The following is a 24,254-nucleotide window of genomic DNA, read 5'->3' on the forward strand; positions in this document are numbered from 1 at the left end:
TGGCATTCCCAGAGAAATTTAACAAAATGCGATGGCTTGGCCTCGCATCGGGCTCGGGCTAAGGTCGCATGAACTGGAGAGCAGGAGATCGACTATGAGACCGGCGGTGACCATCATAATGCCTGTCTTCAATTCTGGTCCCTACCTTCCCGAAACACTTGAGGCCGTGATCGCGCAAAGTCATGAAAACTGGACCCTGCTTGCCATAGACGACAAGTCCTCGGACGATAGCGCCGCGATTGTTGCGCGGTATGCGGCCACCGATCCACGCATCAGATTGCTGAGTCACACAGATCAAAAAGGCGCAGCGGCGGCGCGCAATTCCGGGTTGGAGGCCGTACAAACCTCTTGGATCGCGTTTCTTGATGCAGATGATATTTGGACAGAGACAAAGCTTGCAACACAACTGACCTGGCTTGAGCGTCAAGGGCATGGTTTTGGAGCCACAAGCTACGGGGTCATTGATCGGGATGGACGCCGTTTGGCGACTCGGCACGTTCCGCCGCGGATCGACTATACGCAACTTTTGCGCGGCAATCCGATTGGGACATCGACGGTTATGATTCATGAATCTGTTTTGAACGGGCTGCGCTTTCCCGATCTGAGGCGTCGCCAGGACTACGCGCTGTGGCTGCAATTGGCCCAAAGAGGAGTGGTCTGCCACGGGCTGGATACCCCGTTGACACTATACAGACGCCGACCAGATGCGCTCTCGGCCGCGAAGTTGCCCTCGGCCTTGGCAACACGCCATGTCTACCGGACGCTCCCGAACCTCTCTCGTCTTGGCGCATTGAAAGCCTATAGCACCTATTTGTGGCGCACCGGGCTTAAGCATCTCGGATGGCTCGATTATTGACGCTCAGCATACGCCCCCCCCACAAGCTTCACAGTTTCCCAAAATGTTACGCCCCATAGGGCATAAAGCACCAGAAGCGCTTTTGCTTTGCGTCCGATAGGCGCCTTTTTGCGAAAAAATCGCCAAGTTTGGCGAAGCGGCGGGACACAGGAAGCCAACATCCAAAACATCCGTTGCGAAACTGTTCCGGCTCGGATTTGACCGCCCCGTACGCGTCTTGCTTTGGTGATGACCTCACGGGCCGTCGTGCGGGCAGGATGTAGCACCCGGACATCATCGGCATAGGAAATCCCGAACCCTGCTTGGCCGGCTTTGCGACAAAACGCAGCGTCTCCCCCGGAAAAACGCGTCGCATCAAAACCACCGACAGCCACCAACACGCTGCGCGCGACACCAAGGTTGGCACAGGCCCCATAGCCATGCGAGACGTAGTGTTTTTGCGGAATGCCCCGGATAATGTCATATGCCGCCCATAGGGTTTCATGGGCAGGAGTGTCTATGTCGATACGCCCCGCACACAGGTTTTTTGGGGCCTTCGTCAGCCGCACCAACAAGCATTCCAGCCAATCTGCAGCGGGCAGACAATCAGCATCGGTAAATGCAACAAATGGCGTGGTGGTAGCCTCGATCCCCGCGTTTCTTGCGGCATAGGACCCCGGCGCAAGACAAACGATCATCCGCGCATTTTGTGCAGTCCCGGCGACATCAAATCCTTTGGGCGGTAGCTCATTTGCGACAACAACAATCTTGTATCGAGACTGTGAAAGTGTTTGCGCATCCAGAGCGTACAAGAGGCGAGACAACCCGTCCCACTGACGATATACGGGAATTATAACCGATATATCAGCCATCTCTTTCACTGTCGTCGTCCTTGCTCAGCATTTGTTATCTATTGGCAAGAGATATCAAGGCCGATAGCTTTCGGCCCAGAGGATAAAGGAATTCAACCATGACAGAAACAGCTTTCGAGCGCGTGAACGCCGCACAAGCACTCAAATCGCGTGGCGATTTTTCTAATTGGTCCTCTGTCAAAGATCGTCTGACCCCAGAGGCATGGCCGAGCCTTTCTCCGTCATTTAAAGTCCCCTCCAAGGCAAAGGTCTTTACTATCGGAAGCTGCTTTGCCCGCAATATCGAAGAGCATCTTGCGCTCTTGGGCTTTCAACTTCCGACCTTGGAATTCTCTGTCCCTGAAGAGGAATGGAGCGGCAAGAGACGCAACGGCATTCTCAACAAATATACGCCCGCGACAGTCTGTCAGGAAATCGAATGGGCTGCCGCAATCTATGAGCGCGGTACAGGGTTTATCCCGCAAGATGCGGACCCCATGCGTTTTGACACCCGAGATGGCAAGGTGATTGACCTTCATCTCGGCGGCTTCCTGCCCGTCACCGAAGAGCGGTTTATTGCCCGCCGCCACAGCATTTATAAGCTTTATGTCGAGGCTTTCTCCTCTGATCTCGTTGCACTGACATTCGGCCTGACGGAAAGCTGGGTAGATCGAGACAGCGGGCTTCATATCCATCAAGCGCCTGCCACACGCGCCATGCTGCGGGATGCAAAAAACTACGACTTCGTCAATCTCGATTACGAGGCATGCCTCGACTATATGAAACGCAGTATCGAGACCCTACGGCGCCTCAATCCCGATGTCATGATCATCACCACTGTCTCTCCGGTGTCCCTCAACGCGACATTCACCGAGGTCGACGTCATCATTGCAAACAACCTGTCAAAGTCGACATTGCGCAGCGCTGTCGGAAAAATCGAGCGGCTTTACAATCGGCTCGACTATTTCCCGAGCTATGAAAACGCGACACTTTCGCCGCTGGAAAATGCCTATGAAGCAGATCTGCGCCATGTTCGGGACGGGTTTGTCGGCAAGATCGTCAAACAATTGATCGCGCATTATTTCGAAGTCACCGACACCGTTTCTAATCTAGTGCAATCCGCCGCGGTAGCCCTCGGGTCCAATCTCAAGGCTGAGGAAACCAATGCTTTCATCACACTTTGCGATAGCGTGACACAGTTTGAAACGCTCTCGGACGATCAATTGAATATCTACCTGCGCAGCCTCTGGCGTCTGAACCAGAAGAAAGCCATTAGGGCTGTCGCGAAGGAAATCATGGCGCGCGAAACCCGGTTGCACCGGCATCTGAGGGCCATTGCCCATATCTTTCCGCGGTGTGGCCTTGAGCACGAATTGCGCACCTACGCCAAGGATATTCTTGCCGGTGATCCGAACAATCCGATTGCCCTCAAGTGGGTCGCGTAAGGCCTATTTCTCGCAATATGGGCAGACTCTTTGGTCTGCTCATGGCGCCAGAGAGTCACTGTTTGGAAAAACGTTCCATCAGATCGAGATAAGCATCCGCAACGCGGTCCGGGTCGTATGCCGAAAGGGTCTCAGGCCCATGAGACGCAGCTTTCGGCGCATCAATCGTCTCCGAAATAGCCTGGATCAGGCCGTCTTTATCGCCTAGGGGCACCAGATGGCCCAAGCGGCCATGATCCAAAATTTCCGCAGGGCCAGAGGGACAATCCGTTGCCACGACAGGACATCCCGCAGCGAGGGCTTCCGCGATGGCTAGGCTAAATCCCTCCCAACGAGACGTGGACACAAACACGTCGGCATTCGTCATATAAGGCTCAAGATCCGAAAGGTGCCCAGCAAAACAGATATCTTGGGCATAGCCAGTTTCTACCGCGAGGATTTCAAGCGCGCCACGCAAGGGACCATCACCGCAGATGAACAATTTGAGTGGCCGCTGGGCCCGCAACTCCGCGAAAACCTTAAGCAGAAGCGCATGGTCTTTCTGGGGCACAAGTCGCCCCACCGACAACATAATCGGTACGTCCTTTTGGAGCCAGAAAGGGTGATCTGGACATAACGCTGGGGTTGCGCCCAATGGAGCAACAGGATTGTAAATCACCTCTATCCGCGCTGCCTTTGGCACATAGCGCGTCAAATCCCGTGCCACCCCCTTGGACACCGCGACACATACATCTGTGAGGGGGCTAAGCCTGTATGCACAGCGCATCAAAAGCTTCATCGACACGCTTTGATGCGCCAATTCCATCGTTTGTTCGGTGTGAAACGTCCATATCAGACGACAGTGTTTTTGACGCGACAAAAGCTTTGCAGCCAAAAACAAAAGATCTGTATAGACCCGCCCTGAAATCACAGCATCCGGGCGATTTTCAGACAGGTAACGCACCGCATGCGGCAAAGATTTACGAGTGCGTGTGCCAAGCCGGACAACATTCAACCCATCTGGCAATTCCAGAGTAAGCTCTGCATGATTGGTCAGGACCAGATCGACCCGATGACCACGCGCCAGAAAGACCTTTGCAAGCACGAGCAGCACCCGACGTATGCCACCGTTCGTCATCGCGCCCGCAACTAAGCAGATATGTTTCTGCACATCCACAGCTCAGTTTTTTGCCAAATGGCGGCTGAGATGCAAAAGGAATTCCGTGTGCAAAGAGTCGCCGAAAAGGTAGTCAGACTTCAAAGTGTCGGGAAATAGGGGCTCATGCGACGACAAAAGTGGCAAGAACTCCCTTTTGAGCAATTCGTTCGCATCGGAGAAACTCCGATGAAACGCCTGCATATCCTCAAAGTCTTGATAAAGGCTCCGTTTTGGCATTTCTTTCAGCATGGCCTTGAGACTGCCGCGGGAGATTTTATCGACCAATTCTCTTAGACCATTCGTCGATGCGCTGGAATCCGCCATCATGCGTTTCAAAACCACCAAATCTGGTGGCAGTGAAGCATTCTCGCGCGGCGCAGCCTTCAGCCCCGAGAGATCGACATCAATCAAGGCACCAAAGCTTTTCAGGACATCCTCACTCTGGACAAGATCCTCAAATCGAAGCAGCCGGAGTATTCCAAACCCTTCACGCCACGCGCGTGCCTGACGCAGATAGTCAAAGCGTTGCCAGTGATTTTCGCGAAACGTTGCAAAGTTCGCATTATATCTGCTCGTTTTGACATGTTCCTGATAGAGGGACATGCCGTAGTCGACCTGCCGGCGTACCGCCATAACAATTTCGATATTGTCGTGATCGAAGTGATGTCTCAGGTCATTGATATAGGCCTGGCGCGCCTCCCAATACGGCTCTGGCTGCCCTGGAATTTTGCGTGTATTGCCGCCTTTGGTCAGATCAATGTGACGGAAAAACGCCTCGGCGCTCAGGATGGTGACGTCATAATCCGCGGCACGGCGTGACACTTCAGCGAAAAAGCGAATGGCCTGCTCACGGGACATGTCCGGGTGCGCTTTTGAAAACGCGTTTGCGATCCCGATATGGGCGTAGTGCCCTTTCGCACCAATCAGATCGTAATCTGGGTAGAAAACGCCCCGCTCCAGCAAAGCCTGCCGATTTCTCGACAAACCGCGTTGGATCGACGTTGTCGCGGTCTTATGCGTTCCGATGTGAATAATAAGACGGCCCATATTCAGACCTCCGCCTGTGTTTTTTTGCCGTGGATGGCCTCTTCCCAAAGGTCGAGCACCTTGTCTTCTCTGAAGCGCTCAAGTTCCTCAAGTCCTGCCTGACTGAGGCGTGCGCGCGTTTCGGGATCGCGCATGAGATGCGCGAGCGCTTGCGCTAGATTTGCGCTGCGGCTTCCCTCCGAAGGCACAAAAATGCCGCTTACCTGATCGCGCACGATGAAATTGAAGCCTGAACAATCCTCAAATCCGACGACCGGCAATCCATGGGCGAGGGCCTCTGTGATCACCAGTCCGAAGCCTTCAAATTCGGCCGGGTGGGCAAGGATCGCACTTTCGAGATACACCCTTTCCATACTCTTCGAGTGACCGCGCAAATGGACCCTTTCGGACAGCCCAAGCTCTTTGATCTGTTGCGCGAGCTGCGCCTCAATCGGGCCAACCCCGTAGATTTCACAGCTCCAATCCGGAAATTCTTCTTGAATATCTACCCAGGCCTCGATCAAGAGATGATGCCTTTTGACATCCGCCAGACGCCCAACGGAGACCACTTTTTTCGTCCGCTTCGCCGTCGCGATCTTTTCGGCCTGCACGGGTTTGACCGCATTGGGCATGACAAAAAGACGGTCGCGCAGCCCAGGATCGAACCAATCGCAAAACTCCGGCAAAAGCGTCCCGATCCCGTCGAAATGTTCCAAGGCACTCTTGCGCAGACGCCGATCCACAGGATTTGGATCCCAGCGCTCCCTGTTGTCGAAATCCTGCTCCGGGACATTGTGCAGCGAGGCAAAGCGGCGCGGTTTGTGCTTTGGTTTTGCATGACCGAGTGCCGTGATGGCGGGCGGCAAGAATGCGATCACGACATCCGGCTCAGTGGCATCAATATGACGCGCGAGCCTGCGGCGAAAGCCTCCGTGCTCGCTCCACCACTGAATATGCGCCAGACCCGGAAGATAGAGCCTGTTTTTGTGAAACACGTTCCGCAGGCGCCCCCAAAGGCGTTCGATACGGGTCCGGTTTTTGTCGCGCGGATAAAGATTGGTGTGAATGATACCTTTGCGCAGCGGGTAGAACGGTTTCTTGCCGCGATGCTCGTGAGAGACAAGTTCGACCGCATAACCACGATCATAAAGCGCATTTGCCGTGTCGATCAGGACGCGCTCGGCCCCCCCGCTCCGGAGGGCGAGCTTTTGTATGACAAAACACACCTTTGTGTTGCGCAGAATTCGCTGCGTTGACACCTCATCTCTTCCTTTTAGGTTTGTTCACGAGACCATGAAGTATCTCAGGGAAAATAATATCCGAAAGACGCTTGAGCTGTGCGTCGTCCGCAGTCAGATCAAAGTACAACTCCTCCGTCACGAAGCCGTCCAGTTTATTGACAATAAAATCCTGTGCCCGCTTACGCGAAAGCACGAGACCGAACCGCCGCACATAGCCGACCAGTTCATCCGCCATTTTGTCACTGAACATATTGATTTGGCAGCGGCCATCCAGAGGCGCGACATTCTTGAGTTCGATTCGACGCAAAGGTTTGTACTGCATCCCTTTCACTGGCAACAGACGTGCCTTTACGTCCTCGTCTGCTTCTCCAATATTCAGCACAACCGGCTCAACCACCAGCGGGCTGTCGCCCAGCTTTTCGACGCACGCGGACAAAAACCGCTGAAGGTGCATGGCATCATCCGCACTTTCGAGAGCAGAGGGAAAAATCATGACAGGGATCTCTTCCGATTGATATTCCACTTCAATCGCAAGAATCGCAGTTTCTAGTCTGCGATCTTCCTCCACACTCAGAAGGCGCTCGTGATAATATCGACCCGCGTTGCGAGAATACCAAGGCATCAGAAAAACCCGGTGTTTGGCACCCAGCAGGTTTTCGAAAAGCTGAGTATCCAAGTGCTTTGGCAAAAGCACATTGCGATGCCCGAGAACAAAACACAATTCCATGCTTTACCCTTTCAAAACGAATTTCTTGGCACGGTAAGCCGCATAATGCGGATCAGTTAATAAGGCGCCTAATTGATACCCAAGTGCCCCAAATCTTTCGCCATTGTTGCGCGCGAACCGGGCCGCCACAAAGTCGGCTTTGGCCCGTGTTCGACGCGCGAAACCGCGACCGTGCCCCAGAAGAGCTGCATGATGTTTTGCAAAGATCGTATCGTAACATTGGCGAATTTCATGCGCATTCCGCCCGATGTCCGATTTAAAATAACAGCAGAGAGGCCTATCAGTCCCAGCGGAGACGAGCCGCCCGCCCGCGCGCACGAAGGACAGAAAAAAATCCAGATCCTGAAGGCGTGTCAGACGTTCATCAAAACGGCTTGTGAGCGTGAAAGATTCTTTCGTTCCAAGCAAAGTCCACAGATATGCACGCAGCTTGTCTCCCTCAAAAAGGTCTTTCAGTTGATTGCCGGCGGTATTTTGGACCACTTTGCGCCGCCGCCGCCCGACCCATTGCCAGTCATAGTGGCAACTGACCCAGATCGTATCGATATCGGTGCCCTCGAAGTGATGTCTGAATATCGCGTTGAACTGATGCTCCGTCTTTTCTGGATACCAGATATCGCCAGCATCCAACCACGCGACAAATCTGGCCTCCGCCGCCTGCAAAAGCGCATTGCGGGCTTTCGGACGGCCCAAGTTCTGGGGGCTGCGCATAAGCTCGATATCCAGTGGGCTATCTTTAACGATCTTCTCAACCTGCGCCAGATTCTCCGCGGTCGACCCATCGTCGAACAGGACAACACGTTTTTTGCCGCGCCAGGTTTGATCTGCCACGGATTCAAGTGACATCTGCAGATCTGCCGGAGCGTTGTAATGTGGGATGAGGATATCAAGCATGCTGCATCTCGTTTGCCTTTTCTGGGACGCATGGGCGTGATCCCAAAACGACCGGTTAGTAGTCCGTCGCTTTCATATTTGTTTCGTGATGCGCGATGGCGTCTTGGATGTCGTCGAAAAAAATCAACTCACCGTTCTCAAGAACCGCCCCACAATCACAAAGTTCGCGCACCATACGCATATTGTGGCTAACAACGATCGCGCCGCTGTCTTTCAGTCTTTCCCGAATCAGGGCACTGCTTTTTTGACGAAAAGATGCGTCGCCAACAGACGTCACCTCGTCGATGATATAGGTGTCGAACGGGATTCCCACGGAGACCGCAAAGGCGAGACGCGCCCTCATCCCAGAGGAATATGTGCGCACCGGCATATGGAAATGATCGCCCAACTCGCAAAAATCCTTGACGAATTCGAGCAACTCATCGGTATCCACCCCGTAGATGCGCGCCACGAAGCGGGTATTTTGCGCCCCTGTCAAAGCCCCGTGAAATGATCCCGAATATCCGACGGGCCATGACACAGACCCATCCAGAACCGCACGTCCCCAGTCCGGACGCAAGTTCCCGGAAATCATGCGCAAAAGCGTGGATTTCCCCGCGCCATTCCGCCCGATGAGTGCCAGACTTCGATTTGACGGCAAAGTCAGAGAAACATCGTTCACGATATACTTTGTATGCGTCTTTAACTTGTAAGCTTTCGTCAGATGCTCAAGGCGAACCATGCCCTAGACCCTTTCGCGCAGGGAATAGTAGATCAAGGCACCAACGAGCCACATGAAGAAGGCGAAGAACAAGGTGAGCCCTGTGATCATAAGGCCTTTGGGCGCCTCTGCGGTTTGCGCCATTGTCGGTCGGACATGCGCGGCCAGATATCGGCTTTGCTTTTGCGCCTCTGCCTGAGCCGCATCGAGATTGGCCAGAGACTGGATATAGGCCTGCTCTGCAAATTGGACTTCGACGTTCAATTCTTCGAACTGGCCCATCATCTCTGCGTAGGCTTCTGTCTGGCTTCCTTCGGTGTGACCGAATTTTCCGCGCTGCAATTCAATCTGTTCTTCAATGACTTGAATCGTACCATCAAGGCGATCAAGGCGGGGATCAGGCCGCGACGTGGTCAACTCCAACAGCCCACGGTCGATCAGGGAACTCGTCAGCTGTTCCTGGAGAGAGGTGATCACCCCCATCTGACTTTCAAAATCGAGATCCGGGTCAATGATCTGTGTTTCATTCCTGAATTCCGCCAGTCGACGGCGGGCGAGTTTCAGACGGTCGACGGATCGTTCGAGATCTATCTCAGCATATTTCGTCGCGTCCGCCCGCGCCGCATTAGAGAGATCGTTGATCATCCGTTCACTGCTTTTGAAGGCCACTTCCGCAATGGTTTGCGCGTCTTTTGGACCAAAGGCTCTGACCGACAACTCGATGATACCGCCACCGCCGTCATAAGCAATTTCGGTCATGTTGTTCCAATAGGAGACGAGTTCCTCCACGGAGGCCTCGGGCCGCAGACAATAGAGCGGATCAAAGGCGTCATCCGGACAAACGTAATAGTGTCTGAGATCCAGTTCTTCGTCGATCTCTTCCACAAGTTGCTGACTTTTCAGAAAATCATAGAGGATGTCACTGTCCAAAGTGTCCGCGCCGGTGAGATTGCTGATACCCCCCAAAAGCTCGATCGCTGGCGCGCTTTGCACACTTCGTATGGAAAATGAAACGCGTGAAAAATACTGATCTCGTGCAATTACGCCCATGTAGACACCGATCAGAAGAGTCGGCAGAAGCACGCACATCACAAAGCTCAAGGCGAGAAAGCGGTGTCTCTTTTGCACCTTCGCTGGACGCGCGACGGGCCGCACAACAATGGTTGGTGCGACAGGTTCATCGGCTGGCTTTCGCCTTCTGCCTTTCGGAGACACTGGCATCTTTTTTTCTTCTTCGCTTGCGGCCAAGACTTCCATGCTCCTCGGATGCTGTTCGTTGATCCGTTTATCGTCTTATCGTAGTAAATAAAATAATAAAGGGCGATGCATGTCCTACAAATACACGCTAAAGGCGAGCAGCATTCCTCTCGAAAAGCAAGGAAAGATGTGGGCAAAGTGAAATCACAGCACTCCATATTACGGCGGTCTGGCTCCAGTATTGGCGCACTGATGATCCGGGAAATGAGCTCGAATTATGGCAAGGCGCCCGGCGGCTACATTTGGGCGATCCTCGAACCCGTGGCCGGTATCGCGCTTATGACGATCCTGTTTTCATTCGTCTTTCGCAGCCCCCCCCTGGGCGCGCATTTTGCCTTGTTCTACGCATCTGGCATACTTCCATTTTCATGTTATCGGGATATTTCTTCGAAAATCGGTAAGTCCATCTCCTTCAGCACAAAGCTGCTGTCCTACCCCGCTGTCACATTGACCGACGCCATTTTGGCACGGCTCTTTCTCAATGTGCTCACCCAATGCCTTGTCGCCATTTTGGTCCTGGGTGGCATATTTCTATTTTCTGACGTGCAGACCGTGGTGAATTTTCGTTGGATTTTCCTGGCGTTTCTTTCGGTCTTTGCCATTTCTCTAGGGATCGGGGTGATGAACACTTGGCTGTTCAACCGCTTTCCTGTGTGGGAGCAAATATGGAACATTTTCAATAGGCCGATGTTTCTCTTGTCATCGGTCTTTTATTTGTTTGAAAGCGCACCTGAACCCTTTCGCAGCTTTCTTTGGTTTAATCCGCTCGTGCATTCCGTCGGGCTCATGCGACGCGGCCTGTATTCGACATATGAGGGCAGCTTTGTCTCGCTCACCTATGTGTTCGGCGTCTCTCTTGTCCTGACGGCATTCGGGCTGGCCATGCTCAAAGGGCACCAAATCGATACATAAAATGAAACACCTTCCCCCTGAGGTATCAGGGAAAAGGTGCATGAGTGTAGGATTTTTGGGGAGCGCGTAAGTTACGCGTCGAGGTTCTCCACATTCAGCGCGTTGTCCTGAATGAACTCGCGACGCGGTTCCACGACATCGCCCATCAGCTTGGTGAAAATGTCGTCGGCTTCCGCGAAGTCGTCGATTTTCACCTGCAACAACGTACGGGCATCCGGGTCCAGCGTGGTTTCCCAAAGCTGATCGGGGTTCATCTCCCCCAGACCTTTATAGCGCTGAATCGAAAGGCCTTTTTCGCCCTCTTCCAAGATCGCATTCAACAGGTCAATCGGCCCGTAAATCGCGGTCTCACGGTCTTTGCGAACCAATCTCGACGGATCGGTGTAGCGCCCATCGGTCGACTTGACCTCTTGGTTAATCCGCCGCGCTTCGCCGCCACGAAGGATCGCGCCATCGAGGGTGCGGACTTCTTCGACACCGCGCAGAACGCGGGTCAGTCGGATGCCGACATCCTGTGTCGGACGGCCAGACCAGCCGCGCTCATATTCCACCGCGATCATGTCGAGACGCCTTGCGATCAGCTCCGCCGTGCCCGGCAGATCCGCATCCACGCGACCCGGTTCAAACGCGCCAGCAAGCGCCGCCTGTTCGAGAATGTGACGCGGGTAATGCGTCGGGAAGGCTTCGAGAATGCGTTTAAAACTCCGTGCACCTTCGACCACGCGCGCCAGATCGGCGCCCGCAATCTCTTCGCCGGATTTCAGGCGCAGCACGGCACCTTCGACGCCCTGTTGGATCAGATAATCCTCCATCGCGCCTTGGTCCTTGAGGTAGACCTCCGACTTGCCGCGCGCCACTTTGTAGAGCGGCGGCTGAGCGATAAACAGGTGCCCGGCCTCGATCAGGTCCGGCATTTGACGGAAGAAAAAGGTGAGCAAAAGCGTACGAATGTGCGCGCCGTCGACGTCCGCATCGGTCATGATGACGATCTTGTGGTAGCGCAGCTTGTCGAGCTTGAACTCATCGCGCCCGATGCCCGTGCCAAGCGCCATGACGAGGTTGCCAATCTCTTGCGAGGACAGCATCCGGTCAAACCGCGCGCGTTCGACGTTCAGGATTTTACCTTTGAGCGGCAGAATGGCCTGCGTCTGACGATCACGTCCAGTCTGCGCCGAGCCACCAGCAGAGTCACCCTCGACGAGGAAGACTTCGGTCTTGGACGGGTCTTTTTCGGAGCAGTCCTTGAGTTTTGCGGCGTTGAAATCCATGTCGAGCGCGGATTTGCGACGCGTGAGTTCGCGGGCTTTGCGCGCCGCTTCACGGGCCAGAGCCGCTTCGACGATCTTCGAGACGATCATCTTCGCCTCAGCCGGGTTTTCGTCCATCCATTCGGTGAGCTTTTCGCTCACAAGGTTCTCGACCGCAGGCCGCACCTCGGAGGACACCAGTTTGTCTTTCGTTTGCGACGAGAATTTCGGGTCCGGCACTTTGACGGACAAGACGCAAGTCAGACCCTCACGCGCGTCATCGCCCGTGAAGCTGACCTTTTCCTTTTTGCCGATCCCGTGCTCTTGCGCATATTTCGTGAGCGTCCGGGTCAGTGCGCCACGGAAGCCCGCCAAATGCGTGCCGCCATCGCGCTGCGGAATGTTGTTGGTGAACGGCAGGACGTTCTCGTGGTAGCTGTCGTTCCACCACATCGCAACCTCGACGCCGATGTCGTCGCGCTCGCCGGTCACGAAAATCGGATCCGACATCATCGCCGTCTTGTGACGGTCGAGATATTTGACGAATTCCTTCACGCCGCCGTCGTAATGCAGCTCGGTCTTGAGCGGCTCTGCCGGGCGGTGATCCTCGAGAATGATCCGCACGCCGGAGTTCAAAAACGCCAGTTCGCGCAGACGTTTTTCCAGCGTCTCAAAGGAATATTCGAGGTTGGAGAACGTGCCTTCCGGATCGGAGGTCTTGGCCGACGCAAGGAAGCGCACTTCGGTCCCGGTCTCATCGCCTGCCTCGCCGATCACTTCGAGATGCTCGGAGGTTTCGCCTTTGACGAACTTGGCTTTGTGCACCTTGCCGTTGCGCCAAATCTTGAGCTCCAGCCATTCGGAGAGCGCGTTCACCACCGACACACCCACGCCGTGCAGACCGCCGGAGACCTTGTATGAGTTGCTGTCGAATTTACCGCCTGCGTGCAGCTGGGTCATGATGACCTCGGCGGCGGAAACGCCTTCTTCCTGGTGCATATCGGTCGGAATGCCACGCCCGTTGTCGCGCACGGAGACCGAGCTGTCCTTGTGAATGATCACGGTCACATAATCGGCATGACCGGCCAAAGCCTCGTCGATGCCGTTGTCCACGACCTCGTAGACCATGTGATGCAGGCCAGAGCCATCATCCGTATCCCCAATATACATCCCGGGGCGTTTGCGAACGGCCTCCAAGCCTTTGAGAACCTTGATGGAATCTGCACCATATTCGGAGGGCTGCTGTGGCGTTTCGGACATGCGGTTTTCCCTATTCTTGCTTGCCTATTTTATACGCGAGCGCGCCGGGGATGTCACGCGAATGACACGGAAAAAGAGCGGGAAAACGCCGGAGCAGACCGCCCGGATTCGGATCACACGAAGGGCAGGATCAGAGCGACGAAAATCAGCAGAGATCCTGCAGAGATATTCATCCGGCGCAGGGCCTTTGGCGAGGTCATGATTTTGCGCACCGCACCGACGGAAGCCCCCAAAATGAGATTGCCAACCAGCGGGATCACAGCGGAAATCGCACAGATCGCGACAACATCAGAGACGGTCAAACTGGAGAGATCAAAGAAGCCGGGCAGAAAGCCCATGTAGAACAGGATCGCCTTTGGATTGCCCAAAATCACGACCAGCCCCGCGACAAACCCCGCCCACATGCCGGGCCGCGTCAGGCGGCTGTCGGCGGCGATTTGTTTGTCGGCATTGCGGATCAGCAAGGCGCCCATGAGCAAAAACATCCCCACCGCAACCCAGCGCAGGACAGTGAGAAATCCATCGAATTCCGAGACGATCCACGACACACCCAAGATCGCCAAAAGCGACCAGAGCACATCCCCGATCACAACACCCAAGGCCAAGGGCCAAGCCGCATTGAACCCGCCCGAAAGCGCACGCGCCAGCATCGCCAGCCACACCGGGCCGGGCGTCAAAAACAGGATCAAAAGCGCAAAGGCATAAAGCCCGAGATCGCCGGGAGTGATGGTCATAACCGTTCTTTCACACTGGAGCTTCCGCCCTCGTCCGACACCTCATAGGCGGCGGCGCGAGACCCGAGCTCTGCGAACAATTCCGGCCCTGTGCCGGTCATAAAAGCCTGCGCGCCCAAGGCGCAAATCTCATCGTAAAGCGCCGCGCGACGATCCGCGTCAAGATGCGCGGCCACCTCATCGAGCAAAAAGATCGGCGCGGCTCCGAAATCCTCGGCCAGCGCACGCCCATTGGCGAGAATAAGCGAGATCAAAAGCGCCTTTTGCTCCCCCGTCGAACATTGATCCGCAGGCACGCCTTTGGCGGTGTAGACGCCCTCAAGGTCGGCACGATGCGGTCCGATCAGCGTTCGCCCCGCCGCAAGATCGCGGGGACGCCCCTCTTGAAACGCCGCCAAAAGATCGCTCTGTGTTTCCGGCAAATCCATCCCGTCAGACGATTTCAACGCAAGCGCCGCAGAGGGAAAAGCCGTCTCCGCTCCCTCCTGCGCCTGCGCGATACGCTCAAGCGCCGTCAGCCGATACTTCATGATCGCGGCACCATGCTCGGCCATTTGTGCCTCAAGAGCTGCGTACCAATGCGCATCACGCACCATATCCTTGAGCAGTCGATTGCGCTCTCGCATCGCCTTTTCATAGGCCACAACGACCTCGGCATGACGCGGCTCGAAACTCATCACCATACGGTCCAAAAACCGCCGCCGTCCTTCGGGCGCTTCGATCCAGAGCCGATCCATCGCAGGAATAAGCCAAACCACACGCGCGACACGGCCCAAGGCCACCTGCGCCGCCGCCTTGCCGTCGATCTTCACGGAGCGCGAGGTGCCGCTTTCCGCCCAGGTTTCCAGCTCATGAAATTGATGCAGCGAGTGCAGATCAGCGCGGATTTTCCACCCCAAAGCCTCAGGTTTACGCGCGATTTCATCAGGACTGGCCCGCCTTAACCCGCGGCCCGGAGACAGGAGCGAGACGGCCTCCAAAATATTGGTTTTGCCCGCGCCATTCGGCCCCCAAATGGCGACAGGCCGCCCGTCCAATTCGAGACGCGCGGCCCTGTGAGAGCGAAAATGCGACAGGCTCAGCTCTTCTATGAACAGGCCGCCCATCGCACTTCTCTGTCTTCATTGCAGCAAAAAATACTCACACCCGCATCGGCATGACGACATAGACGGCGGAAGTGTCATTGCCTTCGCGCATCAGAGTCGGATCACCCGAAGAGTTGAACAGGAACACCGCATTCTCGCGATCGACCTGCGAGGCAATCTCAAGCAAGTATTTGGCGTTAAAGCCGATTTCCAGACGCTCGTCATTATAGGCGACGGCCAGCTCTTCCTCCGCCGCGCCGCTGTCGGGAGCGTTCACAGAAAGCGTCAGCTTGTCTTCATCAAGCGTCAATTTGACGGCACGGGAGCGTTCGGAGGACACGGTGGCCACACGGTCCACGGCCTTGGCGAACTCGGCAGCATCGACTTCGAGCTTACGGGTGTTTCCGACCGGGATCACGCGGGTGTAATCGGGGAAGGTGCCGTCGATGACTTTCGACGTCAGAGTGATCTCCGGTGTGGCAAAGCGAATTTTCGCCTCGGACACGGAGACCGCGATCATCATGTCATCATCGTCGAGCAGTTTGCGCAATTCGCCCACGGTTTTGCGCGGCACGATCACGCCCGGCATCTCGGAGGCCTCGGGCGGCAGATCGGCGTCGATGCGCGCCAGACGGTGACCATCGGTCGCCACACAGCGCAGCGCACGGCCATTTTCGCTGTCGGCGATATGCATATATACGCCGTTCAAGTAATACCGCGTTTCTTCGGTCGAAATCGCAAATTTCGATTTGTCGAACAGGCGACGCAGGACAGGCGCCGCGACGGCGAAATTGCTGTCGTATTCGGCGGAGGCCATGACCGGGAAATCTTCTTTCGGCAAAGTTGCCAGCGAGAAATTCGACCGGCCCGCTTCAACGGTCAGGCGGCCATTGGCACCATCGTCGGTGAGCTGAACCATTGCGCCGTCCGGCAGTTTGCGGACAATCTCGTGGAGCGTCACGGCAGACACGGTCGTCGCACCCGCGCGTTCGACCATGGCGGCACATTTGTCCACCACCTCGATGTCCAGATCGGTCGCACGGAAGGAAACGGTATCGCCCTCGGCCTCGATCAGAACGTTGGCGAGGATCGGAATGGTGTTCCGGCGCTCGACAACAGATTGCGCCTGACCGACGGCTTTCAATAGCGTGCCGCGTTCGATGCTGATTTTCATACCACCCTCGTATGTCTCATGAGCCGGGGCGTTGAAGGTAAACGATCCATCGCCGGGCGCAATAGTTTGTTTGGTTGTGACTGTGTGGTTAACAAACCGGATCGTCAAGAGACGCAGACACCGCCGAGGACGATTGTCGCGGCGGTGCAGCGTTTTAGACTCAGGCTCAGGCCCAGATCAGGCCTCAAGCGTGCGGCGCAGCATTTCCAGATCGTCCGCGATCTGGCTGTCGGTGCCTTTGAGCTCTTCGATCCGCTTCACGCCATGCATGACCGTTGTGTGATCGCGGCCCCCAAAACGGCGCCCGATTTCCGGCAAGGACCGCGTGGTCATGTGTTTCGCGAGATACATCGCCACCTGACGCGGACGGGCAATCGAACGCACCCGTTTCGGGCCGATCATATCGGAGAGACGGATAGCGTAATGTTCGGAGACTTTGCGCTGGATCTCTTCGACGGTCACCTTGCGCTCGGAGGCTTTCAGGATGTCGGCGAGACATTCTTGGGTCAGGTCGAGATCGATCTCACGACCGACGAGCGAAGCAAAGGCAAACAGGCGCATCAGCGCGCCTTCGAGAACACGCACGTTGGTCGAAATGCGGTGCGCGAGGAATTCCAACACGCCGTCTGCGAATTTCAACTCAGGGTATTGCGCGCGGTAGCTTTCCGCCTTGGTTTGCAACACGCCGAGACGCAGTTCGTAGTCGGTCGGGTGAAGATCGACGACGAGCCCGCATTGCAAACGGGATTTGATCCGGTCCTCAAGGCCCTGAATTTCCCCCGGCGCACGGTCGGCGGAGATGATGATCTGTTTGTTCTGATCGACGAGGGCATTGAAGGTGTGGAAAAACTCTTCCTGCGTCGAATCCTTGCCCGCGATGAATTGCACGTCATCGACCATAAGCACATCGACGGAGCGGAAAATCTGTTTGAAGTCAATCATCTGACGATCCCGCAGCGCCTGGACGAAGCGGTACATGAATTGTTCGGCAGAGAGATAGAGCACGCGCAGGGACGGGTCGCGGTCGCGGATTTCATGGGCGATGGCGTGCATCAAGTGGGTCTTGCCGAGGCCAACACCGCCGTAGAGGAACAGGGGATTAAAGGTCACCGGACCGCCTTCGGCGACACGGCGCGCGGCGGCATGGGCCAGCTCGTTCGGCTTGCCGACAACGAAATTGTCAAAGGTGAACCGCGGGTCGAGCGGCGCACCGGGCAGATCCTCTGCGGGCGTGTCCTGAACCTGTGGCTCGACGGCTTTTTGCGGCGCCGGAGCGGCAGCTTTGGACAGAGGCTTAGACTCAGAGGCCTCGGCGGCAGGTGCAGACGCCGTCTGGTGCGGTTCGACGCGGAACTCCACACGGGAGGCTGGCGCATTCGCGGCCTTGAGGTGAATCAGAATGGTTTCCGAAAAATTGCGCGACACCCAGTTCGCCATAAAGCTCGTCGGGACGGAAAACACCGCGACCCCGTTGTCCACTTTTTTCAGTTCGAGCGGCTCGATCCAGTTTGCGTAGTTGTTGCGGCCCACGCTTTCGAGAAGTTGCTGCTTAACACGTCCCCACGTATCGTTTTTCATTTTCTATTTTCGACCCATTATCGATATTCGTTATCGTTTTTATTCACGCCAACATATCGCTGACGACGGACCTTTGCGGTTTCCCGCATAGATCACGGCTCGTGCTTTTCGAGTCATCCTGGGCAGAAGGGACGGATAAAACCATCGGCCACGCGACTCCCTCACAAGTCGCATGATTGCCGATGCCGGCCCTAAATAGATCGCACCACGCCCGATGCCGGTCACTCATCAAAGACCTCACTCTTCGATGTCGCGGCTTTCGAAACGACGGCACGGGTGTTTTGGACAGACCAGACCATTCCCTCGCATAAATCGGCGAGGTCAGGACCGGACAGCTTTCCCCCGGATACCCCTATCCGAGAAACAGCCCCAGGATCGTGCAGCAAAAACATACCCAGGGGAGCGGCAGAGCTTCCCTGTAAGTCTGTATGTCTCAGCGACACGATTCCTGAATGTCCCCCCAAGACGACGTGAATCGCATGGGCAAGCTAGCAACCCCGCTGGGAGAGTCGCAATCGATCTTCGCGCTTGACTCTGTCTTTACGAAAACCGAATCCAAATTCTTCAATAACCACCCATGTTAGCGTGGCGAATTTGCCTCATATGCCTCGGCTCTGCGTCCCGGTTCGATTTGGGGAATTGCCCTGACAGGCGGGGATTTGCTAGCCGCGCTTCCTGGCGAGATTCGTTTGTGCAAGCTGCATAAATTTGCCGCACATCGCTCTGATATTGACATGAAAAAACGCGCCCTGAGGCGCGTTTTCCTAGTCTTATCAAGCCTTTGGACTGAGCCGGACTTAGCCGATGGCTTTGACGCGAGCGGCCAGACGGGAGATTTTGCGCGAGGCGGTGTTCTTGTGAACAACACCTTTGGTCACGCCGCGCATCAGCTCGGGCTGAGCGGCTTGCAGAGCGGCTTTCGCAGCAGCCTGATCGCCGGAGGCGATGGCTTCTTCGACTTTGCGCAGGAAGGTGCGGATGCGGGAGCGACGGGCTTTGTTGACGTCGTTGCGACGGTCGGCCTGACGGGCGCGTTTTTTGGACTGGGGCGAATTTGCCATGGGATATTCCTCTTCGAGGTCGTGTTACAATTTCGATTGCGCGAACGGCCTCGCCACCCTTTCGGGGAGGATCATCATAGCCTAAGCGGGCTCCACACGCATGTAAGGCGTCCCTTTAGGCGAGAATCGCTGAAAAGGAAAGCCTGTTTTTCATCTCTCGCCCAATCAGAGCCGGGTTCACTTGTCCCGGAACTGTGGCGCGCGCTTTTCGGCGAAGGCGGCCATGCCCTCTTTCTGGTCTTCCGTCGCAAAGAGCCCTTGGAAGCTCGTGCGCTCGAACCGGATGCCTTCGGCCAGCGTCAGCTCATAAGACCGTTTCACCGCCTCTTTCGCGGCCGCCACGGAAATCGCGCTCTTCTCGGCGATCTTGTCGGCGACGGCGAGCGCCTCTTCGACCAGTTTCTTGGCGGGCACGACACGGGACACAAGCCCCGCGCGCTCGGCCTCTTCGGCCTCCATGAACCGTCCGGTCAGGATCATCTCCATGGCTTTCGATTTGCCGACAAACCGCGTCAGGCGCTGTGTGCCGCCGATGCCCGGAATGATGCCAAGGTTGATCTCCGGCTGGCCGAATTTGGCGTTGTCGGCGGCAATGATGAAATCGCACATCATCGCCAATTCGCAGCCCCCGCCCAGCGCATAGCCCGCCACCGCCGCGATCACCGGTTTGCGCGTCGCGTTGATGCGGTCGGCGTCATCGGCAAAGAGCCGTTCATTGGCCATATCGGCGTAGCATTTCTCCGACATCTCCTTGATGTCGGCCCCGGCGGCAAAGGCCTTTTCCGAGCCGGTGATAACAATGGCGCGCACTTTCGGGTCGAGATCGGCCTTGCCCAAAGCATCGGCCAGTTCCGACAGCAATTCGGAATTGAGCGCATTGAGCGCCTCTGGTCGGTTCAGCCGGATCAGTTCGACACTGTCCTTGATCTCGATAAGAAGCGTTTTGTAGGCCATTGCGCCCTCCGGTTCTGGTCGTGTCCGGAAGTCCTAACAGCTACACCTCTCGGATCAAGTCATCTTTGACAGCTTGGACAAAAGAAGCTGGATCGCCCGGATTGCGTGATCCTTTTGACGACAGATGCACAATCCGGCGTCACACAGGGGTGGCCTTCGCGTCCGTAGACCCGGAAATTATGTTGAAAATAGCCAAGTTCGCCGTCGGCCTGGCGAAAATCCTTGAGCGACGATCCCCCGGCTTCGATGGCTTCCAAAAGCACCTCGCGGATGATCAGCACGAGCGCGGCAATCCGCGCGTCTGAAATCCGCGACACTTTGCGCGCCGGATGGATGCCCGCGCGGAACAGCACTTCGCAAACATAGATATTGCCCAGCCCCGCGACGACATGTTGATCCAGAAGCGCCGATTTGATCGGGGTGTTCTTGCCTTTGAGCCTGGCGATCAAGTGATCCTCGCTGAAGGCATTGCCCAGAGGTTCCGGGCCAAGCTTGGCCAGCAGAGGATGCGTCTCTTCCGTGCCGGTCGCCATGAGATCCATCGCCCCGAACCGCCGCGGATCGTTGAAGGTCACCCGCGCGCCGTTTTCCATATGAAATACCACATGGTCATGCTTTTCCAACGCCGGGTGATCATGCACGAACTGTCCCAAGGGATCGCCAGACACCGTCATCCGGCCAGACATGCCGAGGTGAATGAGCAGGGTTTCTTCTGTGTCCAAATCGGCAAGAATATATTTCGAGCGCCTGCGCAGCCGCTCAACCCGCGCGCCCGTGAGCCGTTCCGCCATCCGCTCTGGGAAGGGCCAGCGCAAATCTGGCCGGTTCACATCGGCCTGCGTGATCCGCACCCCCGCCATCGAGGGCTCCAACCCGCGACGAACCGTCTCGACCTCTGGCAATTCCGGCATTTTGGCCCCTTCGCTTTGCGACATGCGATTGTCACGCCCGATGTGAGCCCTATAAGAAGGGTGAGTTTCGAGAAAGGTTCAAGAGCGATGAGCGAGAACGGCAAAACCACCCATTTCGGTTTCAAAGATGTGGCCGAGGATCAGAAAGCCGGGATGGTGCATGGGGTGTTTACCTCCGTCGCCTCGAAATACGACATCATGAACGATGTGATGTCGATGGGCATTCACCGGATCTGGAAAGATGCGATGATGGATTGGCTGGCGCCGCGTCCCGATCAACACTTGCTTGATGTCGCGGGGGGCACGGGCGACATTTCATTCCGCTTTCTGAAACGCGCGCCGGGGGCGACCTCCGTCGTTTTGGACATGACCGAGTCGATGCTGGTCGAGGGCCGCAAACGCGCCGAGGCCGAACAGATGGCCGAGAGCCTGCAATGGGTGACCGGCGATGCGATGAAACTGCCGTTCGAGGACAATCAGTTCGACGTTTACACGATCTCCTTTGGCATCCGGAACGTGACCCGCATCCCCGATGCGCTCTCCGAGGCCTACCGCGTGTTGAAACCCGGCGGGCGTCTGATGGTTCTGGAATTCTCGCAACTTCCGAACCCGATGATGCAGAAGGCCTATGACCTCTATTCCTTCAACGTCATTCCGCGCATGGGTCAGGCGATTGCGGGCGATTATGACAGCTACCAGTATCTGGTGGAGAGCATCCGAAAGTTTCCGGATCAGGATACATTTGCGCAGATGATCAAAACTGCCGGATTTTCCAACGTTAAGTATCGTAATTTGACGATGGGTATTGCCGCCTTGCACTCCGGGTGGAAACTCTGATGCGCGGACCTCACAACATTTGGCGGCTCATCCGCACCGGCGCGACCATGGAGCGCACAGGCGCCATGACGCAGGCAATGGATGCGCTCGATGCCCCCAAGGCCTTTCGCGTTTTGGCGCGCACCGTAGTCTGGCCGTTTCAATGGTTGGGCTATAAGGGCGACCCCGAACAACCGCCTTTAACACGCGCTTTGACCGCGTTGGGGCCTGCTTATATCAAATTTGGACAGATTTTGTCGACGCGTCCCGATGTCGTCGGCGCCGATCTTGCCAAGCAGTTGCAAGTGCTTCAGGACCGGATGCCCGCCTTCCCTCGGGACGCCGCGATCAAGACCATTGAGTCTGAACTCGAAGCCCCGATTTCCGAGCTGTTTTCCGAGTTTTCCGAACCCGTCGCCGCCGCCTCTATCGCGCAGGTCCATAAGGCCGTGCGCGCCGATACCGGTCAGGCCGTAGCCGTCAAAGTGCTGCGCCCCGGGATCGAGCGCGCCTTTCGCACTGATGTGGATGCGTTTTACCTGATCGCCTCGCTGATCGAGAAACTTTCCCCCGCCTCGCGCCGTCTGCGCCCGACCGAAGTCATCGCGCATTTCGAAGGCGTGGTGCATGGCGAGTTGGATCTTCGACTGGAGAGCGCCTCCGCCTCGCAATATGCCGCCAATACGGTGGGTGACGAAGGTTTCTCAGTACCTGCCGTCGATTGGGGACTGTCGTCCAAACGCGTGATGACGCTCGAATGGGTCGATGGCATCACCGCCTCAAATGTCGATGAGATCACCGCCGCCGGACATGACCTGTCGGTCCTCGGGCCCCGCGTGTTGCAGATGTTCCTGACCCACGCGCTGCGCGATGGTTTTTTCCACGCAGACATGCATCAAGGCAACCTCAAGATCGCGCCCGACGGCGACATCATCGCGCTGGATTTCGGCATCATGGGCATGCTCGATGAGTATACACGACGTGTTTATGCCGAGATTTTGTACGGATTTATCAAAAAAGACTACAAACGTGTGGCCGAGGTCCATTTCGAAGCGGGCTATGTCCCGGCTGACCAGGACGTGGATGAATTTGCCCGTGCGCTGCGTGCCGTCGGTGATCCGATCTTTGGGATGGACGCCACGCGCATCTCTATGGCGCGGCTTTTGTCCTACCTGTTCGAGGTGACTGAGCGCTTCGGGATGCAGACCCGCACCGAGCTGATCCTCTTGCAGCGCACGATGGTGGTGGTCGAAGGCGTGTCGCGCTCGCTCGATCCGCATATCAATATTTGGGAAGTCTCAAAGCCGGTGGTCGAGGAGTACATCAAGGCGAACATTGGCCCACGCGCTCTGACCCGCGATTTGTGGAACACCGCACGGGTTCTGTCGCGGTTTGGACCGCGCCTGCCGCAATTGGCCGAAGCGCTTTTGATTGCCCAAAGCAAAGAGCCGGAAAAACCTGCCAAACAAACCAATCGTTGGCAGGTGCTCTGGCTGCTTCTGGGGGGGGCTGTCTCCGCAGGCCTCGGCGCCGCAGCCATTCTTATATTCGGCTAAGCTCAGCCTCAAAGGCGCGGGCATAAACGGCCTCGCCTTGCGCCACTTTCCACGCGCAATAGGCCGCCATGCGCCAGTGGAAAAAGGGTTTGAGCGACAGGTAGCGTTCGATAACGGATGCGTCCGGATAGGCCTGAAGAGCCGTGAATTCGTCCGCTGGCGGAAGGGCGCCTGCTCCGTAGACGACATGCATGGCCGGGGAGAGCGCAATCGCGAGATCCGCCGTGGCGTCCCCGATGGCCGGGCATTGCCAATCGATCAACATCCGCTTTTCCCCATACGCCAGAACATTGGCCGGGACCGGGTCGCCGTGGAGAAAAACACTCGGCCCGGCCGGAATATCTCGCGGCTCCGGCGCACAACGGTCCAACTCTTTGACGCCTTCGCCCCTAAGGCCCGCTACAATCTGTCGGCCTTGCTGCAAAAGAGCCCTTGGCGTGCTCTCAAGCCGCCTCAGTTTCGGTGCCCCAACCTGATGAAGCCTTGCAAGCGTTCGAATTGTCTCCGCATCCGTGTAACGCAAAGGCGCACCTGCAACATATCGATAGACAATGCATATGCCGGTGCCTGTCGCAAAAGAGGTCTGAAAGTCGGGTGCAAGACCGGTCCCTGCCAAAACCTGAAGCGCCGCACGTTCTGCGGTTGGATCATTGGGAAAGAGGCGGTTGGAACGGTCCGCATCAAACAGCTTGAAAACCCAGGAGCCCGCTCCCGTCTTCAGACGCCAAGACCGATTGCTGCGCCCGCCGGACAAGGTGATCCATGTTTGATCCGTCCCGAAACTTTGCCGCGCGAACGCCCGCAGCTCATCTGGTGGACCGTCTGGATGTATAGTCAAAGTTGGCGCCCCCG

The 24,254-nt window shown here is 56.4% G+C and carries 23 protein-coding genes; 6 read left to right on the top strand and 17 right to left on the bottom strand.

The annotated features are described in order from the left end of the window. Window positions 1-94 precede the first annotated feature (94 nt). A complete protein-coding gene (locus LC094_RS07750; RefSeq protein WP_226551411.1) occupies window positions 95-856 on the top strand; it encodes a glycosyltransferase family 2 protein in 762 nt (253 codons plus the stop codon). On the opposite strand, the gene LC094_RS07755 is transcribed toward LC094_RS07750, so the two are convergent. Then, window positions 850-1,707, bottom strand: a complete 858-nt coding sequence (locus LC094_RS07755; protein ID WP_226552223.1) for a glycosyltransferase — start codon at window positions 1,705-1,707, stop codon at window positions 850-852. The genes LC094_RS07750 and LC094_RS07755 overlap by 7 nt on opposite strands. A 98-nt stretch (window positions 1,708-1,805) precedes the next feature. On the opposite strand from LC094_RS07755, the gene LC094_RS07760 reads away from it, so the two are divergent. Beyond that, window positions 1,806-3,131 carry a GSCFA domain-containing protein gene (locus LC094_RS07760; RefSeq protein ID WP_226551413.1) on the top strand — a complete coding sequence of 442 codons (1,326 nt, stop codon included), beginning with the start codon at window positions 1,806-1,808 and terminating at the stop codon, window positions 3,129-3,131. A 55-nt stretch (window positions 3,132-3,186) separates the two neighbouring features. Here LC094_RS07760 and LC094_RS07765 read toward each other — a convergent pair whose 3' ends face one another. Genes LC094_RS07765 through LC094_RS21560 form a run of 3 tightly spaced genes read right to left on the bottom strand, consistent with a single transcriptional unit; the run spans window position 3,187 to window position 5,906 of the window. Then, window positions 3,187-4,281, bottom strand: a complete 1,095-nt coding sequence (locus LC094_RS07765; protein WP_226551415.1) for a glycosyltransferase — start codon at window positions 4,279-4,281, stop codon at window positions 3,187-3,189. Between the two features lie 9 nt (window positions 4,282-4,290). Then, a complete protein-coding gene (locus LC094_RS07770) occupies window positions 4,291-5,316 on the bottom strand; it encodes a hypothetical protein (protein WP_226551417.1) in 1,026 nt (341 codons plus the stop codon). Window positions 5,317-5,318: 2 nt separating this feature from the next. After that, window positions 5,319-5,906, bottom strand: a complete 588-nt coding sequence (locus tag LC094_RS21560; RefSeq protein WP_319003285.1) for a glycosyltransferase — start codon at window positions 5,904-5,906, stop codon at window positions 5,319-5,321. Here LC094_RS21560 and LC094_RS21565 point away from each other — a divergent pair. Then, the gene (locus tag LC094_RS21565; RefSeq protein WP_264186451.1) at window positions 5,793-6,551 is read left to right on the top strand and encodes a hypothetical protein; all 759 of its coding nucleotides are present in this window, start codon (window positions 5,793-5,795) and stop codon (window positions 6,549-6,551) included. The genes LC094_RS21560 and LC094_RS21565 overlap by 114 nt on opposite strands. A 4-nt stretch (window positions 6,552-6,555) precedes the next feature. Here LC094_RS21565 and LC094_RS07780 read toward each other — a convergent pair whose 3' ends face one another. From LC094_RS07780 to LC094_RS07795, 4 genes are read right to left on the bottom strand one after another with little or no spacing between them, the layout of a single operon-like run. Next, window positions 6,556-7,263 carry a hypothetical protein gene (locus LC094_RS07780; RefSeq protein ID WP_226551419.1) on the bottom strand — a complete coding sequence of 236 codons (708 nt, stop codon included), beginning with the start codon at window positions 7,261-7,263 and terminating at the stop codon, window positions 6,556-6,558. A 3-nt stretch (window positions 7,264-7,266) separates the two neighbouring features. Then, on the bottom strand, window positions 7,267-8,157 hold the full coding sequence (locus tag LC094_RS07785; protein WP_226551421.1) for a glycosyltransferase family A protein: 891 nt from the start codon (window positions 8,155-8,157) through the stop codon (window positions 7,267-7,269). A gap of 55 nt (window positions 8,158-8,212) precedes the next feature. After that, a complete protein-coding gene (locus LC094_RS07790; protein ID WP_226551429.1) occupies window positions 8,213-8,878 on the bottom strand; it encodes an ABC transporter ATP-binding protein in 666 nt (221 codons plus the stop codon). A gap of 3 nt (window positions 8,879-8,881) precedes the next feature. Continuing rightward, window positions 8,882-9,823 (bottom strand): sugar transporter, encoded by a 942-nt coding sequence (locus LC094_RS07795; RefSeq protein ID WP_226551431.1) that lies wholly within the window; start codon window positions 9,821-9,823, stop codon window positions 8,882-8,884. A gap of 420 nt (window positions 9,824-10,243) precedes the next feature. Here LC094_RS07795 and LC094_RS07800 point away from each other — a divergent pair, with 420 nt between their 5' ends. Next, on the top strand, window positions 10,244-11,026 hold the full coding sequence (locus tag LC094_RS07800; RefSeq protein ID WP_226551433.1) for an ABC transporter permease: 783 nt from the start codon (window positions 10,244-10,246) through the stop codon (window positions 11,024-11,026). A gap of 71 nt (window positions 11,027-11,097) precedes the next feature. Here LC094_RS07800 and gyrB read toward each other — a convergent pair whose 3' ends face one another. From gyrB to mutM, 8 genes are all read right to left on the bottom strand, one after another. Beyond that, a complete protein-coding gene (gene gyrB, locus LC094_RS07805; protein ID WP_226551435.1) occupies window positions 11,098-13,533 on the bottom strand; it encodes a DNA topoisomerase (ATP-hydrolyzing) subunit B in 2,436 nt (811 codons plus the stop codon). 113 nt (window positions 13,534-13,646) lie between these two features. Next, the gene (locus tag LC094_RS07810) at window positions 13,647-14,267 is read right to left on the bottom strand and encodes a LysE family translocator (RefSeq protein WP_226551437.1); all 621 of its coding nucleotides are present in this window, start codon (window positions 14,265-14,267) and stop codon (window positions 13,647-13,649) included. Beyond that, on the bottom strand, window positions 14,264-15,373 hold the full coding sequence (gene recF / locus LC094_RS07815; RefSeq protein WP_226551439.1) for a DNA replication/repair protein RecF: 1,110 nt from the start codon (window positions 15,371-15,373) through the stop codon (window positions 14,264-14,266). The genes LC094_RS07810 and recF overlap by 4 nt, the downstream gene beginning before the upstream one ends. Before the next feature lie 34 nt (window positions 15,374-15,407). Further along, window positions 15,408-16,526 (bottom strand): DNA polymerase III subunit beta, encoded by a 1,119-nt coding sequence (dnaN, locus tag LC094_RS07820; protein ID WP_219783276.1) that lies wholly within the window; start codon window positions 16,524-16,526, stop codon window positions 15,408-15,410. A gap of 177 nt (window positions 16,527-16,703) precedes the next feature. Beyond that, window positions 16,704-18,104, bottom strand: coding sequence for a chromosomal replication initiator protein DnaA (dnaA, locus tag LC094_RS07825; RefSeq protein WP_226551450.1), 1,401 nt, complete (start codon window positions 18,102-18,104; stop codon window positions 16,704-16,706). A gap of 797 nt (window positions 18,105-18,901) precedes the next feature. Beyond that, window positions 18,902-19,165, bottom strand: coding sequence for a 30S ribosomal protein S20 (gene rpsT, locus LC094_RS07830; protein ID WP_219783278.1), 264 nt, complete (start codon window positions 19,163-19,165; stop codon window positions 18,902-18,904). A gap of 177 nt (window positions 19,166-19,342) precedes the next feature. Continuing rightward, a complete protein-coding gene (locus tag LC094_RS07835; protein WP_226551452.1) occupies window positions 19,343-20,119 on the bottom strand; it encodes an enoyl-CoA hydratase in 777 nt (258 codons plus the stop codon). Window positions 20,120-20,178: 59 nt separating this feature from the next. Further along, complete coding sequence (gene mutM, locus LC094_RS07840) at window positions 20,179-21,030, bottom strand: bifunctional DNA-formamidopyrimidine glycosylase/DNA-(apurinic or apyrimidinic site) lyase (RefSeq protein WP_226552227.1); 852 nt, start codon at window positions 21,028-21,030, stop codon at window positions 20,179-20,181. Between the two features lie 87 nt (window positions 21,031-21,117). On the opposite strand from mutM, the gene ubiE reads away from it, so the two are divergent. Beyond that, window positions 21,118-21,867 carry a bifunctional demethylmenaquinone methyltransferase/2-methoxy-6-polyprenyl-1,4-benzoquinol methylase UbiE gene (gene ubiE, locus LC094_RS07845; RefSeq protein WP_226551454.1) on the top strand — a complete coding sequence of 250 codons (750 nt, stop codon included), beginning with the start codon at window positions 21,118-21,120 and terminating at the stop codon, window positions 21,865-21,867. Then, window positions 21,867-23,402 (top strand): 2-polyprenylphenol 6-hydroxylase, encoded by a 1,536-nt coding sequence (gene ubiB / locus LC094_RS07850; protein WP_226551456.1) that lies wholly within the window; start codon window positions 21,867-21,869, stop codon window positions 23,400-23,402. Before ubiE ends, ubiB begins: the two co-directional genes overlap by 1 nt. Here the strand turns inward: ubiB and LC094_RS07855 are convergent. Then, on the bottom strand, window positions 23,389-24,240 hold the full coding sequence (locus LC094_RS07855) for an aminoglycoside phosphotransferase family protein (protein ID WP_226551464.1): 852 nt from the start codon (window positions 24,238-24,240) through the stop codon (window positions 23,389-23,391). The genes ubiB and LC094_RS07855 overlap by 14 nt on opposite strands. Window positions 24,241-24,254 lie beyond the last annotated feature (14 nt).

It is taken from the genome of Celeribacter naphthalenivorans, assembly GCF_020524585.1.
In the GTDB taxonomy this organism is placed as follows: domain Bacteria; phylum Pseudomonadota; class Alphaproteobacteria; order Rhodobacterales; family Rhodobacteraceae; genus Celeribacter; species Celeribacter naphthalenivorans.

Bases quoted from the DNA above. Each gene is read 5' to 3' on its own strand.
- dnaA (WP_226551450.1), bottom strand. From the start codon at position 18,104: ATGAAAAACGATACGTGGGGACGTGTTAAGCAGCAACTTCTCGAAAGC.
- LC094_RS07750 (WP_226551411.1), top strand. From the start codon at position 95: ATGAGACCGGCGGTGACCATCATAATGCCTGTCTTCAATTCTGGTCCC.
- LC094_RS07790 (WP_226551429.1), bottom strand. From the start codon at position 8,878: ATGGTTCGCCTTGAGCATCTGACGAAAGCTTACAAGTTAAAGACGCAT.
- ubiE (WP_226551454.1), top strand. From the start codon at position 21,118: ATGAGCGAGAACGGCAAAACCACCCATTTCGGTTTCAAAGATGTGGCC.
- ubiB (WP_226551456.1), top strand. From the start codon at position 21,867: ATGCGCGGACCTCACAACATTTGGCGGCTCATCCGCACCGGCGCGACC.
- LC094_RS07770 (WP_226551417.1), bottom strand. From the start codon at position 5,316: ATGGGCCGTCTTATTATTCACATCGGAACGCATAAGACCGCGACAACG.
- LC094_RS07785 (WP_226551421.1), bottom strand. From the start codon at position 8,157: ATGCTTGATATCCTCATCCCACATTACAACGCTCCGGCAGATCTGCAG.
- dnaN (WP_219783276.1), bottom strand. From the start codon at position 16,526: ATGAAAATCAGCATCGAACGCGGCACGCTATTGAAAGCCGTCGGTCAG.
- LC094_RS07780 (WP_226551419.1), bottom strand. From the start codon at position 7,263: ATGGAATTGTGTTTTGTTCTCGGGCATCGCAATGTGCTTTTGCCAAAG.
- LC094_RS07810 (WP_226551437.1), bottom strand. From the start codon at position 14,267: ATGACCATCACTCCCGGCGATCTCGGGCTTTATGCCTTTGCGCTTTTG.
- rpsT (WP_219783278.1), bottom strand. From the start codon at position 19,165: ATGGCAAATTCGCCCCAGTCCAAAAAACGCGCCCGTCAGGCCGACCGT.
- LC094_RS07760 (WP_226551413.1), top strand. From the start codon at position 1,806: ATGACAGAAACAGCTTTCGAGCGCGTGAACGCCGCACAAGCACTCAAA.
- recF (WP_226551439.1), bottom strand. From the start codon at position 15,373: ATGGGCGGCCTGTTCATAGAAGAGCTGAGCCTGTCGCATTTTCGCTCT.
- mutM (WP_226552227.1), bottom strand. From the start codon at position 21,030: ATGCCGGAATTGCCAGAGGTCGAGACGGTTCGTCGCGGGTTGGAGCCC.
- gyrB (WP_226551435.1), bottom strand. From the start codon at position 13,533: ATGTCCGAAACGCCACAGCAGCCCTCCGAATATGGTGCAGATTCCATC.
- LC094_RS07755 (WP_226552223.1), bottom strand. From the start codon at position 1,707: ATGGCTGATATATCGGTTATAATTCCCGTATATCGTCAGTGGGACGGG.
- LC094_RS07835 (WP_226551452.1), bottom strand. From the start codon at position 20,119: ATGGCCTACAAAACGCTTCTTATCGAGATCAAGGACAGTGTCGAACTG.